This is a genomic window from Chelatococcus reniformis, from assembly GCF_014640075.1.
Lineage (GTDB): Bacteria > Pseudomonadota > Alphaproteobacteria > Rhizobiales > Beijerinckiaceae > Camelimonas > Camelimonas reniformis.
Window position 1 is genome coordinate 444550 of the sequence record NZ_BMGG01000007.1, and the last position, 14749, is coordinate 459298.

The window sequence follows — 14749 nt, forward strand, 5'->3', positions numbered from 1 at the left end:
CTTAGTCCGGGGCGGCATTAGCATCGCCGCGTCGAAGGAGTTGCCATGCCGGCCGCGTCCCCTGCCCAGCCACGGCCCGGTCTCGCCGATGCGGAGATCGTGCGCGCCTATCTCGAAGCCTCCATGATCCCCGATCCCGATGCCGCCGCGGCCTACATGAAGCCCGGGGCGCCGATCACCTTTACCGGCGGGCGCGTGTTCGACAGTCCGCGCGGCCCCACGGCCTTCAACAAGGGCCGCTACAAGTGGGTGAAGAAACGCATGGAGCGCTTCGACGTCTGCCCCGCCGAGGGGGAGACCGTCGTCTACAGCGTCGGCACGCTCTTCGGCGAATGGCCGGATGGCACACCGTTCGAGGGCAATCGCTACATCGATCGCTTCGTCGTGCGCGACGGCCGGATCGTGCGGATGGACGTGTGGAACGACAGCGCCGAGCGCATCCTGCTCCAGCGCGGCATCACGGCCTGAAGCCGATCGAGGACGGGTCGGTTCCGCCGCCTTGCGCCGGGCCGTTCAGCCCGTCCGCAGGCGTGGACGCCCCACCCGCCGCGCCGGCACGGCATCGCGTGCCTCGGCTGCATAGGGGGCCAGGACGCCCATCAGGTCGAGGCCGTGCGGCTTGCCCGGTCCGACCAGGGCCCGGCTGGCGACCGATTCCAGATGGTGGCCCATGAGCTCCATCACCCGATCGGTATCCCCGGCGGCCAGAGCGGCGATGACCAGGCGGTGCTCGTTGATGGCGCATTCGGATGAGTGCGGGCGGCTGTAGAGCGACAACGTCAGGCAGCAGCGGTAAGCCAGTTCGCTGACGTAGCGGATGAGGATGGGGCTGTTGGTCATCTGCGCCAGCAGCACGTGGAACTCCGTCGCCAGCCGGATCGACACCGCGTCGGGCCCGTCGCGCGCGGCGTCCTCGAGATCGACATGGGCTTCCAGCTCGGCGAGTTGCGCGCGGCTCAGGCGCCCGGCCAGCTGACGCACCACCAGCCGCTCCATCTCGATGCGCACGTCGAAGGCATCGCGCGCTTCCTGCCAGCTCGGCGTGGCGACTACGGCGATCCGGTTGCGCCGCAGCTCGATCAGCCCTTCCGCCGCCAACTGCCCGAGGGCGTGGCGGGCGATGGTGCGGCTGACGCCGAAGCGTTCGCCCAGGGTGTCCTCGGGCAGCTTGGCGCCGGGCTCGAGCGCCTGCTCGATGATGGCACGCCTCAGCGCCCGGCAGATGGTTCCGACCTTGTCGCCGGCATCCAGCGCGTTGTCCTTGCCGCGTGCCATGGCCGAGTCTCGCGTGGCTGGAGGTATTTCGCCATCGGGTGGGATCATCAAATGGCGGGCATGCTCAGAATCTTTTTTTGCGCCTGGATGAGTCCATCGCCAGGGTCACTTACCTCCCGGCTGGGCCTCGAGGCAAGACGGCGCGCTGACGGGCGATAGGCAATTGCATGCACTTTTCCGGGCAGACTGCACAAGTTTAAGCCGGCCGAGGACGACCTCCCCCGTGCCACGAAGCTTGCGGTGAGAGCCCATTCACCCTGGCCTCGCACTTGCATGCACTTTGTCATGATGCACGCGCCACTCACAGCAATCGAGGCGGAGACGGCGGCGCGGTCCCGCGCCGCGGCGATCGCCGTGGAGTTGTCGGCCGCCGCCGTGACCTTCGGGCAGGGCGAGCGCGCGGTGGCGGCCCTCCAGGCGACGGAACTGCGCATTCCCGACGGGGAGTTCGTCGCCCTCGTCGGTCCCTCCGGCTGCGGCAAGTCGACGATCCTGAAGCTCGCGGCCGGCTTGGTGCGGCCAAGTGCCGGCGTCGTCGTGGTCGGCGGACGCGAGGTCGCGGCCAAGGCCCTGCGCATCGGCATGGCCTTCCAGAATCCGACCATGCTGCCGTGGCTGACGATCGAGCAGAACGTCATGCTGCCGCTGAAGATCGTCGAGCCCTACCGGTCGCAGTTTCGGCGCCAGCGCAAAGCCTCGTTCCGCGACAAGGCGCATGCGCTGCTGGCGCAGGTGGGCCTGACGGGCTTTGCCACGCGCTACCCCTGGCAGTTGTCGGGCGGCATGCTGCAACGGGCCAATCTGTGCCGGGCGCTGATCCACGAGCCGCGCCTGCTGCTGCTCGACGAGCCCTTCGGCGCCCTCGATCAGTTCACGCGCGAGGAGCTGTGGAGCATCTTGCAGGATCTGTGGCTCGTCCATCGCCCCACCGTCCTGCTGGTCACCCACGACCTGCGCGAGGCCGGCTTCCTCGCCAACCGCATCTGCGTCATGAGCGCCCGCCCCGGCCGCATCATCGACGACAGCGCCGTCGCCTTCGCGCGCCCGCGCACCATCGCTATGACCTTCGAGCCGGATTTCGTCGCCCTCAACCAGCGCCTGCGCGACCTCATCACCGACGCGCGCCGCGCCGCGCCCGCGCCGTCGGAGGCCTGACCATGCCGCGACCCGAGATCCGCCAGAAGCTCGCCTCGGCGGGGCTGATCGTGCTGTTCTTCGTCGGCTGGGAGGTCTTCTGCGTCGTCTCCGGCATGTCGGACCTGATCCTGCCGCGGCCCTCGCAGGTCTTCGTCACGCTGGTCCAGCGCCTGCCGGTGCTGTGGCCGCATATCGTGCAGACCCTTGTCACCACGATGATCGGCTTCATCCTGGGGGTGGCGCTCGGCATCCTGCTCGGCGCCTTGATCGGCGTCTCCAAGACGGCCTATGACACCGTCTATCCCCTGCTCATCGGTTTCTCGTCGATCCCCAAGGTCGCGGTCGTGCCGATCTTCGTGCTGTGGTTCGGCTCGGGCACCGTGCCGGCGGTGCTCACCGCGCTGGCCATCTGCTTCTTTCCGATCGTGGTCAACATCGCCACCGGCCTCGCCACCACCGAGCCGGAGCTGGAAGACGTTCTCAAGGCGCTGGGGGCCAGCAAGTTCGACATCCTGTGGAACGTCGGCCTGCCGCGCACCATGCCGTTCTTCTTCGCCTCGCTGAAGGTTGCCATCACCTACGCCTTCGTCGGCACGGTGCTGGCCGAGACGGTCGCCTCCAACCGCGGCATCGGCAACGTGATGATGAGCGCCTCGTCGAACTTCAACGTGCCGCTGCTGTTCGCCGGCCTGTTCATCCTCGCCGCGCTCGGTGTCGCCCTCTACGTCGCCTTCTCGCTCATCGAGGCGCGGGTGACCGGGTGGGCGACGCGCCGCAACGACCTCGCCGCCGCCGCGTGAGGCGCAGGCGTCACCAAGGAGGGCAAGATGTTGAAACGATTGGCGGCAATAGTCATCGCCGGCGGGCTGCTTGCGACCGCCGCTCGAGCCGACGAGGTGAAGATCAAGTTCACGCTCGGCTGGAAGACACAGGGCAGCGATGCGGCGTTTTTCTACGCCAAGGACAAGGGCTACTTCAAGGATGAGGGCCTCGATGTGGTCATCGACCAGGGCGAGGGATCGGGCGCCACGGTGACGCGCATCATGTCTGGCGCTTACGATGCCGGCTTCGGCGACGTCAACGCCATCATTCAGAACGCCTCGGCCAAGCCGGACGAGGCCCCCGTCATGGTCTACATGATGTGGAACCGGCCGCCCTTCGCCGTCGTCTCCAAGACCGCGAGCGGCATCGCCGGCCCCAAGGATCTGGAGGGCCGCACTCTGGGCGGCGCCCAGGGCACGCCCACGACCCGCCTGCTGACGGTGTTCGCCCGCACGAACGGCCTCGACATGGAGAAGATCAAGCTCTCCAACATGGCGCCCAACCTGCAAGAGCCGATGCTGATCAAGGGCGACATCGACGCCGCCCTGGTCTTCAATATCACCAGTTACTTCAACCTGGTGCTGAACCGGCAGGATCCGGACAAGGACTTCAAGTGGCTCACCTTCGGCGACTACGGACTTGATCTCTACTCCAACGGCGTGATGGTGTCGCGCAAGCTGCTGGCTTCCAATCCCAAGGCTGTGGCCGGCCTGGTGCGCGCCATCAACAAGGCGACGATCGCCATCGCCAAGGATCAGAACGCCGGCATGGCGGCGGTCGTCAACTTCGATAATCTGGTCAACGAGCCTGTCGAGAAGCGCCGTTTGCAGTATTCGTTCGACAAGCTCATCATCTCGCCCGAGATGAAGGAGATCGGCATCGGCGACGTCAAGGACGACCGCATGGCGCGCGCCATCGGCATCGTCGTCGAGGGCTATCAGCTGGCGCGCGCGCCGAAGCCGGAGGAGATCTTCTCGCGCCAGTTCCTGCCGCCGCGCACGGAGCGCGACCTCGTCTACGTGGCGAACTGAGACCCGGCCGGGATGACGTCTCTTCCCCCTCCTTCGGCCGAGCCCGTGCGGCGCCCGAGGGGAACTCTCGCGGCGCCGACCAAGGACCGGCGCCGTCGGCACGACACCGCGAAATCATGACGACCCGGGTCGCGGCCAGCCATCTGTTCGCAGATGCCGAGCGCGGCGTCCTCGCCGATGTCGCGCTCGAACACGCGGCCGGCCGCATCACCGGCCTGGAGGCCGGCCAGCCGGTCGCCGGCCCGCGCCGCTTCGTTGTCCCGGCGCTGGTCAACGCCCACGATCACGGCCGCCCGGCCATGGCCTCCTTCGGCGCCGGTGGCATGCCGCTGGAGACCTGGATCGCCCGCTCCGCCTTCGGCGCGCCGCCGGAGCCCTATCTGGCCACGGCGGTGCCGCTTGCCCGTGCCGCCCGCGCGGGCTGCGGCGCAATGATGATCCACTACACGCGGCCGAGCGGCACCATGGCGCTGGTGGACGAGGCCCGCGCCATTGCCCGGGCGGCGGGGGACGTCGGCATACGCCTCGCCTTCGCGCTCGCCGTGCGCGACCGGAATCCGCTGGTCTACGGTGATGGAGCGGCGGTGCTGGCGCAACTGCCCGCCGAGGGGCGCCGCGCCGTCGAAGAGCTGTTCGTGCGCCCCGCGATGGCGCCCCGCGCCTATGTCGAGCTGGTCGACGCCATCGCCGCGGCGATCGCCGGCCCGACGGTCGACGTGCAGTTCGGGCCGGCCGGCGTGCAATGGTGCTCGCCGCCCATGCTGGAGGCCATCGCCGCCCATTCGGCCCGCACCGGCCGGCGCGTGCACATGCATCTGCTCGAGACCGTCTACCAGCGCGCCTGGGCCGACCGCACGTTTCCCGGCGGAATCGTCGCCTATCTCAGGGACATCGGCCTCCTGTCCGAGCGGCTGACGTTGGCCCATTGCACCCATGCGCGGCCCGACGAACTCGATCTCATCGCCGCGGCCGGCGCTACCATCGTCACCAACTTCAGCTCCAACCTGCACCTGCGGTCCGGCCTGGCACCCATTGCCGAGGCCCACCGGCGCGGCTGCCGCATCGCCGTCGGCATCGACGGCGTCGCCCTCGATGAGGACGACGATGCCATCCGCGAGATGCGCTTGGTCCAGCTCGTGCACGACGGCGTCGGATTCGGGCGGACGTGGAGCCCGGCGGAGTTCCTGGCGCTGGCGCTGCGCGACGGACGGCGGGCCGTCGGCGCGCCCGGGGACGGACGGCTCGTGCCGGGCGCGCCCGCCGATTTCGCGGTCCTCGATCTCGACCGGCTCGATCGCGACGCGATCATGCCCGTCGATCCGCTCGACCTCATGTTCGCCCGGGGCAACACATCCTGCGTGCGCGACGTCGTGGTCGACGGCCGCACCATCGTCCGCGACGGCCGGCCGACCGGCATCGACTTGGCCGCGGCAGAAGCCGAGCTGCGTGCGCGGTTTCGCGCCGCCTTGCCCCGCTATGCTGCGCTCGAGCGGCACTGGCGCCCGTTCGACGCCGCGCTCACGGAGTGGTTCCGCAGCTATTGCGGCTGCGCGTAAGAGCGCGGCCTATCCGGGATAGACGGGCCGGTAGGCGGCCGCGCGGATGTGGGCGGCGATGTCGTCCGGCCGCGGCACACGGGCCAGCCCCTTGTCGAAGATGCACGTGGCGATGCGCTCGGCGACGTGCAGCGAGGCCTCGAAGATGGCGCTTTGCGGTGGATAGATCAGGCCGGTCGCCAGGTTATCGTCGGTCACCTGCTCGGCGACGGCCTTGGCGGCGACGATGAACATGTCCTCGGTGACACGCGTGGCTTCGGTGGCGTAGACCGCCATGCCCATGGCGGGAAAGATGTAGACGTTGTTGCCCTGCCCCGGCACGAAGGTCCTGCCGGCCAGTTCGACCGGCGGGAAGGGGCTGCCGCTGGCGAAAATGGCGCGGCCGTCCGACCAGCGATAGGCCTCCTCCGCCGTGCATTCCGAGCGCGAGGTCGGGTTGGAGTAGGGGAAGATGATCGGCCGTTCGTTGATCGCCGCCATGGCCTCGATCACCTGCTGATTGAACAGCTTGGGCACCGTGCTGACGCCGATAATGGCGGTGGGGCGCAAGGCCTTCACCGCGTCGGCGAAGTTCGAGAGCGGCGCATGGTCGATGGCGAACGGCTTCTGGAAGTCGGCCAGATCGGGGCGCGAGGTGACCATCAGGCCGTTGATGTCGAACAGCTGGCTGCGGGCCCGGGCCTGATCGAGCGGCAGGCCTTCGAGCGCCATGGCCTCGCTGATCAGCTCGGCGATGCCCGTTGCGGCGGAGCCGCCGCCCAGGAACAGGAAGCGCTGGTCCGTCAGCTTGCCGCCGGAGAGGCGCAGCGCGCCGAAGATGCCCGCCAGCGCCACCGCCGCCGTGCCCTGGATGTCGTCGTTATAGGTGCAGATCCTGTCGCGGAAGCGCTCCAGGATCGGCACGGCGTTGATGTTGGCGAAATCCTCCCATTGGATGCAGCACTTGGGGTAGAGCGCCTCGACCGCCGCGACGAACTCGTCGATGAAGGCGAGATAGTCGGCGCCGCGCACCCGCTCCTGCCGCAGGCCGAGGTATAGCGGGTCTTCTTGCAGGTCGTGGTTGTTGGTACCGACGTCCAGCGTGATGGGAAGGCAGCATTGCGGGGGAACGCCGGCGCAGGCGGTGTAGAGGGCCAGCTTGCCGAGGGGAATGCCCATGCCGCCGACCCCCTGGTCGCCCAGCCCCAGGATGCGCTCGCCGTCGGTGACAACGATGAAGCGTACGTCGCGCTGGGGCCAGTTGCCGAGAAGTTCCTTGATCCGTCCGCGGGCGGTGATCGGCAGATACATGCCGCGCGCGCCGCGGAAGATATGGTCGAACTTCTGGCAAGCCTCGCCCACGGTCGGGGTGTAGACCAGCGGCATGAAGGTGGCGGGATCGGCCATCACCACTGCGAAGAACAGCGTTTCGTTGCGGCCCCGCAGGTCCGACAGCAGCAGATATTTTTGCAGGTCGTTGTCGAGCGCGGCGAGCTCTGCATGCACGCGTGCGATCTGAAGCTCCAGCGTGCTCATTCCCGGCGGCAACAGTCCCTCGAGGCGACGAGCGCGACGCTCGGGCTCGGTGAAGGCGGAGCCCCTGTTGACGTGCGGATCGCGCAGCACCCCGTAGCCCGTGCTCGTCACCTGCTCGCTCATGGCATCGCTCCCTGTCGGCCAAGCGGGATTGGACAGGATTTTTGCCGGACCGCAAGAGGCGTTCGCCGACGGGGCGGAGGCCCCGCTCACCGATCCGATGGCCCCCTCAGGCGATCGATTCGACTATCCGGCAGCGCCGCCAATGCTTTAACTTCGCGGTGGCAGGATCGCGTCGGAGCGCTCGCGATCGGACCGGCTCATCCGGTCGCCAAAGTCATGCGCGGGAGCAAGCGGAGGTCGGGGGATGCCCGCATTCAGCCAAATCATCGTCTGGATCATTGTCGGCCTGATCGGCGGCAGCCTCGCCGGCCTGGTGACGACGCGCGAGCGCAGAGGCTTCGGCATGCTCCGCAACCTGGGATTGGGCCTGGTGGGCGCGTTCATCGGTGGCCTCCTGTTCCGGCTCCTGGGGCTGTTCCAGGGACTCGACAGGGTTTCGATCTCGCTGCGCGACGTGGTCGCTGCCCTCATCGGCTCACTGATCGTGCTCGCCGCGCTGTGGTTCTGGCGTCGCGAACGTCCGAACTGACGGGGGGGAGGCGGCTGCCTTTCGCCGAGGGTAAGTCTGGGCTCGGGGGCGGGCATGCGTGGCCGTCGCCGAGAGCGGTTCGCCGATCGCGTGGTTTCACTCCCCGATCGGCGGCAGACTCATGTACCGCGTTCCCGCGCAGGCGGAGCGCAGCTATCGTTCAATTGCTGAGGAAGCAACGCTTCTTCCCGCTCGGCGGGAATGGGTCAGAGCCCGGCGCGGTGATTTGGTGGAGCCAGGCGGAATCGAACCGCCGACCTCTTGAATGCCATTCAAGCGCTCTCCCAACTGAGCTATGGCCCCACGTCGTGGGCGGTCGATGGGGCGACCGCCGCCGAGGAAGCGGTGGTATAGTCACCTGCTTCCGCGGACTCAAGCGCTGATTTCAACTTTTTCTCAGATTTCCTCGTCGTCCTCAATGTCGCCGTCGATGAGGTCGCTCACGTCGTCGTCACCCTCGACCTCTTCCTCCAGGAAGGTGTCGTCGGCTTCGCCGGCATTGATGTCGGCCTCATCGTCCGCGTCCTCAGCCTTTTCCTCGGCCGCCTCGACGTCATCGAGCGAAACGACCTCCGCCCCGGCAGTGTCGGGCGCCGTATCGTCGGGCTCGACGGCGGCGGGCCGGCCCGCCTTGGCCTGCGGTTCGAAGACGGTACGTGGAAACGCTTCGCCGGTGTAGGGCGAGACGATGGGATCTTTGTTCAGGTCGTAGAACTTGCGGCCCGTCGTCGGACAGACGCGCTTCGTCCCAAGTTCCGGGTTAGCCACAGAGCAATCTCTCTTGGAAAATGTGAGGGCTCCCGTTAGTCAAGCGGCCTGGCCCTGTCAACACGGCTTTGCCGGCGAATCGCGCGGCCGTCAATGCCCTGTCCGCACGCGGGTCCATAGCCGGGTCGCCAGCCGCTGGGTCTTATCGTCATAGGCCGTGTTGGTGAACAGGCGAGTCATCGTCGCTTCGTCCGGATAGATGCCCGGATCATTCAGGATCGCCGGCGCGACGAAGGCCTTGGCGGCGAGGTTGCCACTGGCGAACGAGACGAAGTTGGTGTTGGCCGCGGCCACCTCGGGCTTCAACATGAAGTTGATGAACGCGTGCGCCGCCTCCGCGTTGGGGGCATCGGCCGGGATGGCGAAGCTGTCGAACCACATCAGCGCCCCTTCCTTGGGGACGAGGTAGCTGATCTCGACGCCGTTGTCCGCCTCCTTGGCGCGCTTGCGCGCCTGGAGGACGTCGCCGGAATAGCCGACCGCCGCGCAGATGTCGCCGTTGGCGAGCGCGTTGATGTATTCGGAGGAGTGGAACTTGCGCACGTCGCCGCGCACCTTCATGAGCAAATCAGCCGCCCGCTGCAGGTCGGCCTGGGCCTTGGAGTTGGGATCCAGGCCGAGGTAGCGCAAGGCGTTGGGCAGAACGTCCTCCGGGGCATCGAGCATGTAGAGGCCGCACGCCTTGAGCTTGTCGGCGTATTCGGGCTTGAACATGAGGTCCCAGCTGTTGAGCGGCGTGGCGGCCCCCAGGACGGCGCGCACCTTGGCCGTGGCGAGCCCGATACCGGTCGTGCCCCACATGTAGTCGACCGCATAGAGGTTGCCGGGATCGTAGGCCTGGAGGCGCTGGGTCACCTCGGGCCAGAGATTCGTCAGATTGGGCAGCTTGGCCTTGTCGAGCTTTTGGAAGACCCCGGCCCTGATCAGGCGCTGCAGGAACGGCCCCGAGGGGACGACGATGTCGTAGCCGGAGCGGCCGGCCAGCAGCTTGCTTTCGACGATCTCGTTGGTGTCGTAGGTGTCGTAGACGACCTTGATGCCCGTCTCTTTGGTGAAGGCGTCGAGCATCTTGGGGTCGATATAGTCGGACCAGTTGTAGACGTTGACGACGCGGTCGGCGGCGCGCGGCGTCGCTGCGAGGCCGAGCCATCCGAGCAGGGCGAGGCCGATGACGGCGGAGCGTCGTCCGAGGCCTGCGGCTCGGCGGACTGGCGGGCGGCTCGACCCCATCGTGACCTCCTCTATCGTTTGCGCCCTCTTATCGCAGCTATTGGCCGGCGCCTACGGCAGCGTGCGAGAGCCCACGGCGCGCCGGATCGGAAAATGGTCAGACGCGGCCGGCGAAGCGGGCGAGGACCAGGCCCGCGAGCACGGCGCCGGCAAGGACGAGAGCGATCTGCGCAGCGACACCATCGTAGATCAAGCTCAGGACCGCCAGTGCGACGAGGACGAGGTTGAGGGCGACGACCCAGCCGACGATGGTCAGCCCCGGCATGCCGCGGTCCGCCGCCTGCTGGTAGAAGTGGTCGCGGTGCGCCTGCCAGATGCGCTCGCCGCGCCGCAGCCGCCGCAGCAGCGTGATGGACGCGTCGAGGCAGTAATACATGGGCAACAGCACGGCAGCGGTGATGGCGCCTGCCGCGGCCAGCCGGTAGAGCAGCCAGGCCAGCACGAGGCCGATGGCGAGGGAGCCGACGTCGCCGAGGAACAGCCGGGCCACGGGCCAATTGTGGGGCACGAAGCCGAGCAGGGCGCCGAGCAGGGCGCCGGCAACGACGCCGGCGGCGGGCGGCAGCCAGCCTGCCAAAGCGAGCCCGGCCAGTGCGGCCGCCAGCGGCACCGTCTCGGCGGCGGTCATCAGGTCGAGACCGTCCATGAAGTTGGTGAGGTTGACGAACCAGAGGCCGGCGAACAGCTCCAGACCGCGCTCGACGGCGAGCGGCACCTCGGGCAGCAGCCGCAACTCTGCCCCGCCGGCGGTGAGCGCGAGGACGACCGCGATGGCCTGTCCGGCGAGGCGGGGGATGACGGGCAGGGGACGAATGTCATCGACGGCGCCCAGCAGAGCGATGCCCGTTGCCGCCACCGCCAGCACCAGCAACGGTCCGCCGGCGCCGGGCAGGGCTCCTGCCAGCAGGGGGCCCGCGGTGCCGGCGATGACGGCGGCGAGGACGGCGATGCCGCCCCCTTGCGGTGTCGGCACGCGGTGGCCCGAGCGCGCGTTGGGCCGTGCCAGCGCGTAGCGCACCAGCAGCGGCCGCAGCAGGCGGACCAGGACGAGACAGGTGATGGCGGCGATGAGGATCGCGGCGGCGGCCGCCCCGACATTCACGGCTGGCCGCTCGCCTGGGGCTGGCGGGGGGGGCGCTTGCCCCTGAGGCTATCGGATACGCACATCAGCTGCAGGGCGTTGGTCGGGGCTGACGTGTTCTTGAGTGGATGCGCGGCCGGGTCAAGCCCAGCCCAAGTTCGGGTGCGGCCGTCGGACCCGCCTCGGCAGCGGTCCAAGCCGGATGGGGCCTTACACCGACTGGGACACGCGGGCGGTCAGGTCGGCGCGGCGCTGCCTGCCGCCGAAGCGGATGAGCTGCCCCTCGCGCGCCACGAACGAGCCAGGAAGGGCCTGGGCCAGCTCCTGCTCGATGGCGAGCAACTGCTGATCGTCGCGGAGTGGGTGAAGGTGGAACATGGCCATCGCCTTGGCATTGCCGAGGCGGCAAAGCTTCACCCCCTCCTGCCAGGTCGAGTGGCCCCAGCCGATGCAATTGCAATATTCCTCGGCGGAGAACATCGCGTCGTAGATGACGAGGTCGGCGCCATCGACGAATGCCAGCAACTCCGGCGGCGGGCCATCGTCGTCGTGCTCGATGTCGCTCACGTAACAGACGGAATGGCCGCCCCAGTCGAACCGATAGCCGGTGGCACCGGAGGGGTGCTTCAGCAGGCAAGTGCGGACGGAGTGGCCGTCCTCGAAGTGCAGGGTTTCGCCCGCGTGAAAGCCGTGGTGCTCATAGCGGCCGGGCAGTTGGTCGAGCCGGACCGGGAACAGCGGCGGCGCGAACATGCGGCTGAGGGGGGCCTCGGCGCTCGCGCCCCCAAGATTGCCACAATACGTGCGTACCACGCACGTGTGTCGCATCACGGGTTTGAAGAACGGCAGCGCGCTGATGTGATCATGGTGCAGATGGCTCAGCAACAGGTCCACGCGCTCGGGGGGATCTTCGAGCAGCTTGAGGCCGAGCGGGCCCATGCCGCTACCCGCATCCACAACGAAGCGCCGCTCGCCCAGCGTGAACTCGACGCAGGGCGTGTTGCCGCCGAACGTCGCATAGCTTGAGCCGCACACGGGGTGGGACCCACGTACCCCCCAGAAGCGAACTTCCAAGGTATCGGCCCGATTGTTGCCTGACACGTACATCTCCAAAATGTAGGCCCGGCTGCCTGGGAATCGATGTGCGCCAGCGCACATTGATCGCAAAATTGTTACACTGTTTCCCCAACATCGCTCCGATCTTCGGGCGCTGCAAGGGTTCCGCGCTCGAAGCGAAGCACCGCATCGAAGCCCTCGGCCCGTCCTGAGTCGGGCAGCTGCAGGACCAGGCTGCGGCCGGTCATGGTGCGCTTGAGTCGTTCCACCAGGGCTTGCGTTTCCGCCGTGCCCAGGCCAGCGACGATCTGGCTGGCAACCAGGATGTCCGGCTCGCGAATGAGGCAGCGCGCCAGATCCAGGCCCGCGGCATTGCCGACCAAGCCCCGTGGCTCCCGCTCTGAAAGCTGGGCGGAGAGCCCAACCTGGAAGACGAGGTGGTCGAGGCCTCCGTCGGCCAGCACCCGGCGCACGATGCCCTGCACCTTGTCCTCGGCGCCAGCCACGTCATGGGCCACCCGCCCGAAGAGCAGGTTGTCGGCAAGCGAGGCGGCCGAGCAGATCATCGCCGGATTGTAGAACTCGACCGCGGGGCCGAGACTCGGTGGTAGCAGGGAGCGGAACGTCGCGCGGGCCCTCACGATGCGGTCCTGCAGTCTGGGATCCAGCAGCCCCAGGCGGTGGCGCGTCTCGACATAGCGGAAGGCGAGCGCGATGAGCAGCTCACGGTCGCGGGCGGCGGTCGTGCCGCGCTGCCGCTCGGCGCGCGTGTGCCGGGCCAGCAGGTCCTCGTAGGCCCCGCGCTCGCTGGCGCTGAAGAAGGAGAAGCGCTCGAAGAGGGGGTGGCCATCCGGCACGCCCTGGAAGATCTCGACCATGCTGCGGGCGATGGCGAGCCCCTGCTCCTCCAGCGCGCCGGTCAGGTCCTCCGCCTCCAGCACGGCGCGGACGAAGGGATGGCGTGCCAGATTTGCCTCCCGGAACGTGTCGCCCACCGGCATGCCGAACATCAGGTTCTCGGCCACCGTCGCGTGCGTGTTGTAGACGCTGGGGTCGAACGGATCGACCAGGTCGGCGCTGTTGGCCCCGGCCAGCGCCTCGCGCACGCTGCGCCGGGCGCTGAGCACCGTCGCCGTGATGGCCTGGTCGGCGTTGCCGTCGATGTTGCCGGCGAGCCCCAGGGCGTAGACCTCGTCGTCGATGCCGGCCACGGTGATGGCCTCGATCAGGGTGCGGTCGGCGATCGGGCCTTTTAGAGCCCCGTAGAGCAGGTTGTCACGCAGGCTGGCCGGCAAGATCACCGGGGCGCCGCCGGCATAGGCGATGTGCTTCGCGCGCGCCTTGCCGGTCAGGCGGCCGAGATCGGTGCCGGCCAGCGTCAGCGTACCGGCGGACGGCTCGACGCCGCCGCCGATGAGCCGGGCGAAGACGTCCGCGCCCGAGCCCGAGTCGCCGACCAGCGCGATATGCGCCGGCAGCTCGATCGAGGTGGTGATGCCGGCGACCCGCACGCCGCTCTGCGGGTCGTAGGCGGCGACGTCGGTGGCGACCAGGGGGCCGCTCGCCGTCGTCAGCTCCGTAGGGGTCGAGTCGCGCCGCTCGCGGGCGAGCAGCGCGCCGTTGGTACGGGCGATGTCCTGGAAGACGGCGCGCGCTTCGTCGCGCTCGCGCCGCCAGGTGACGAGCGCCGCCATCGAGCGTGGCAGCTGGATCACCGCGAACAGCAGCGCGATGAGACCCCCGACCGACAGCTTGCCGGAGATGATGCCGTAGCTCGCGAAGCCGGTCATCAGGAGTGGCGCGAGCTCGCGCAGGCCATCGCGCGCTTGCAGCGCGATGGTGACCCGCTGGGTGACGCGGCGCCAAGCCTCGTCGAGGCGGCGCAGCGTGGCGGCGAACGCTCCCTCCTCGGTGTCGGCCGTGCCGTGGATGCGCACCGCCAACGCCCGCCCGCTCGCCTCGAGCGTGGCTTGAGCAATCGCCCGCTCGCGCGCGATCCGCGCCCGCACCCGCGCCTCCTGGGTCGTGGCGACCCACGCCGCCATGGCGGCGTGGGCGAGGGCGATCGCGAGCATGAGGCCGCCGAACCACAGGCCCAGGCTCGCGGCGTAGATGACGATGATGGCGACAAGGCTCAGCGCCATCGCCGGAACGATGATCGCGTCGCCCAGGAACGAGGCGATGGCCGCTGTGCCGGCGCCGGACAGGTTGGAGGCGACGGCCGCGTCGTCGCGCGCCGCCGCTCGTGCCACGAGCAGGCGGCGGAACAGCCCAATCCGCAGTTCCCGCGCCATTCGCCGCGAAAGGATGTTTCGCGCCGCCGACACCAGGCCGAAGATCAGGGCCCGCCCCAGAATCAGACCGGCGATGAGGACGCAGCTGGCCAGGAAATAGCCGCGGCGGTCGACCATCAGGCCCTCGAACAGCGGCAGCGGCTCCTCGAGCCATGGATAGGGCAGATCGATCGTCAGCGGCAGGAAGGGGGCCGTGGTGCGGCCGACGAAGGCGTGCCCGAGGACGGCGTCGTCGACGAGAAGGCGCGGAATGTCGAGCAGCAGCCAGTTGAGCGGCACCACGAGGAGCAGCGCCAACGCCACACCGAGATGGATCAGCCGACTGTGCTGCC

Annotated in this window: 13 protein-coding genes and 1 tRNA gene; 6 read left to right on the forward strand and 8 right to left on the reverse strand. The window is 68.6% G+C overall.

The window, feature by feature from the left end; all coding sequences use genetic code 11:
* Nucleotides 1-45 precede the first annotated feature (45 nt).
* Entirely contained in the window at nucleotides 46-468 is a 423-nt protein-coding gene (locus IEW34_RS20710; RefSeq protein ID WP_188611117.1) for a nuclear transport factor 2 family protein, read from the forward strand.
* A gap of 45 nt (nucleotides 469-513) precedes the next feature.
* On the opposite strand, the gene IEW34_RS20715 is transcribed toward IEW34_RS20710, so the two are convergent.
* Nucleotides 514-1275 (reverse strand): GntR family transcriptional regulator, encoded by a 762-nt coding sequence (locus IEW34_RS20715; protein WP_188611118.1) that lies wholly within the window; start codon nucleotides 1273-1275, stop codon nucleotides 514-516.
* 288 nt (nucleotides 1276-1563) lie between these two features.
* Between IEW34_RS20715 and IEW34_RS20720 the strand changes: the two genes are divergently transcribed.
* From IEW34_RS20720 to IEW34_RS20735, 4 genes are all read left to right on the forward strand, one after another.
* Nucleotides 1564-2430, forward strand: a complete 867-nt coding sequence (locus IEW34_RS20720; protein ID WP_188611171.1) for an ABC transporter ATP-binding protein — start codon at nucleotides 1564-1566, stop codon at nucleotides 2428-2430.
* A 2-nt stretch (nucleotides 2431-2432) separates the two neighbouring features.
* The gene (locus IEW34_RS20725) at nucleotides 2433-3212 is read left to right on the forward strand and encodes an ABC transporter permease (protein ID WP_188611119.1); all 780 of its coding nucleotides are present in this window, start codon (nucleotides 2433-2435) and stop codon (nucleotides 3210-3212) included.
* Nucleotides 3213-3239: 27 nt separating this feature from the next.
* Nucleotides 3240-4265 (forward strand): ABC transporter substrate-binding protein, encoded by a 1026-nt coding sequence (locus IEW34_RS20730; RefSeq protein ID WP_188611120.1) that lies wholly within the window; start codon nucleotides 3240-3242, stop codon nucleotides 4263-4265.
* A gap of 116 nt (nucleotides 4266-4381) precedes the next feature.
* Nucleotides 4382-5821: an amidohydrolase family protein gene (locus tag IEW34_RS20735; protein WP_188611121.1), complete on the forward strand. Its 1440-nt coding sequence runs from the start codon at nucleotides 4382-4384 to the stop codon at nucleotides 5819-5821.
* 9 nt (nucleotides 5822-5830) lie between these two features.
* Here IEW34_RS20735 and IEW34_RS20740 read toward each other — a convergent pair whose 3' ends face one another.
* The gene (locus IEW34_RS20740) at nucleotides 5831-7459 is read right to left on the reverse strand and encodes an NAD-dependent malic enzyme (protein ID WP_188611122.1); all 1629 of its coding nucleotides are present in this window, start codon (nucleotides 7457-7459) and stop codon (nucleotides 5831-5833) included.
* A 244-nt stretch (nucleotides 7460-7703) separates the two neighbouring features.
* On the opposite strand from IEW34_RS20740, the gene IEW34_RS20745 reads away from it, so the two are divergent.
* Nucleotides 7704-7988 (forward strand): GlsB/YeaQ/YmgE family stress response membrane protein, encoded by a 285-nt coding sequence (locus tag IEW34_RS20745; RefSeq protein ID WP_188611123.1) that lies wholly within the window; start codon nucleotides 7704-7706, stop codon nucleotides 7986-7988.
* Nucleotides 7989-8215: 227 nt separating this feature from the next.
* Here the strand turns inward: IEW34_RS20745 and IEW34_RS20750 are convergent.
* The 6 genes from IEW34_RS20750 to IEW34_RS20775 all read right to left on the reverse strand — a co-directional run bounded on the left by IEW34_RS20750 (nucleotide 8216) and on the right by IEW34_RS20775 (nucleotide 14714).
* Nucleotides 8216-8291: transfer RNA gene (locus IEW34_RS20750), tRNA-Ala, on the reverse strand.
* A 93-nt stretch (nucleotides 8292-8384) separates the two neighbouring features.
* Entirely contained in the window at nucleotides 8385-8756 is a 372-nt protein-coding gene (locus IEW34_RS20755) for a TIGR02300 family protein (protein ID WP_188611124.1), read from the reverse strand.
* Between the two features lie 90 nt (nucleotides 8757-8846).
* Nucleotides 8847-9986 carry a polyamine ABC transporter substrate-binding protein gene (locus tag IEW34_RS20760; RefSeq protein WP_188611125.1) on the reverse strand — a complete coding sequence of 380 codons (1140 nt, stop codon included), beginning with the start codon at nucleotides 9984-9986 and terminating at the stop codon, nucleotides 8847-8849.
* A gap of 97 nt (nucleotides 9987-10083) precedes the next feature.
* Nucleotides 10084-11088 carry an MraY family glycosyltransferase gene (locus tag IEW34_RS20765; RefSeq protein ID WP_188611126.1) on the reverse strand — a complete coding sequence of 335 codons (1005 nt, stop codon included), beginning with the start codon at nucleotides 11086-11088 and terminating at the stop codon, nucleotides 10084-10086.
* 189 nt (nucleotides 11089-11277) lie between these two features.
* Nucleotides 11278-12174, reverse strand: coding sequence for an MBL fold metallo-hydrolase (locus IEW34_RS20770; protein WP_188611172.1), 897 nt, complete (start codon nucleotides 12172-12174; stop codon nucleotides 11278-11280).
* Between the two features lie 65 nt (nucleotides 12175-12239).
* Nucleotides 12240-14714 carry an ABC transporter transmembrane domain-containing protein gene (locus IEW34_RS20775; RefSeq protein WP_188611127.1) on the reverse strand — a complete coding sequence of 825 codons (2475 nt, stop codon included), beginning with the start codon at nucleotides 14712-14714 and terminating at the stop codon, nucleotides 12240-12242.
* Nucleotides 14715-14749: the final 35 nt, after the last annotated feature.

Excerpts from the sequence above, each read along its gene's own strand:
- IEW34_RS20735 (WP_188611121.1), top strand. The coding sequence starts at position 4,382 with ATGACGACCCGGGTCGCGGCCAGCCATCTGTTCGCAGATGCCGAGCGC.
- IEW34_RS20710 (WP_188611117.1), top strand. The coding sequence starts at position 46 with ATGCCGGCCGCGTCCCCTGCCCAGCCACGGCCCGGTCTCGCCGATGCG.
- IEW34_RS20725 (WP_188611119.1), top strand. The coding sequence starts at position 2,433 with ATGCCGCGACCCGAGATCCGCCAGAAGCTCGCCTCGGCGGGGCTGATC.
- IEW34_RS20760 (WP_188611125.1), bottom strand. The coding sequence starts at position 9,986 with ATGGGGTCGAGCCGCCCGCCAGTCCGCCGAGCCGCAGGCCTCGGACGA.
- IEW34_RS20740 (WP_188611122.1), bottom strand. The coding sequence starts at position 7,459 with ATGAGCGAGCAGGTGACGAGCACGGGCTACGGGGTGCTGCGCGATCCG.
- IEW34_RS20745 (WP_188611123.1), top strand. The coding sequence starts at position 7,704 with ATGCCCGCATTCAGCCAAATCATCGTCTGGATCATTGTCGGCCTGATC.
- IEW34_RS20715 (WP_188611118.1), bottom strand. The coding sequence starts at position 1,275 with ATGGCACGCGGCAAGGACAACGCGCTGGATGCCGGCGACAAGGTCGGA.
- IEW34_RS20720 (WP_188611171.1), top strand. The coding sequence starts at position 1,564 with ATGCACGCGCCACTCACAGCAATCGAGGCGGAGACGGCGGCGCGGTCC.
- IEW34_RS20730 (WP_188611120.1), top strand. The coding sequence starts at position 3,240 with ATGTTGAAACGATTGGCGGCAATAGTCATCGCCGGCGGGCTGCTTGCG.
- IEW34_RS20770 (WP_188611172.1), bottom strand. The coding sequence starts at position 12,174 with ATGTACGTGTCAGGCAACAATCGGGCCGATACCTTGGAAGTTCGCTTC.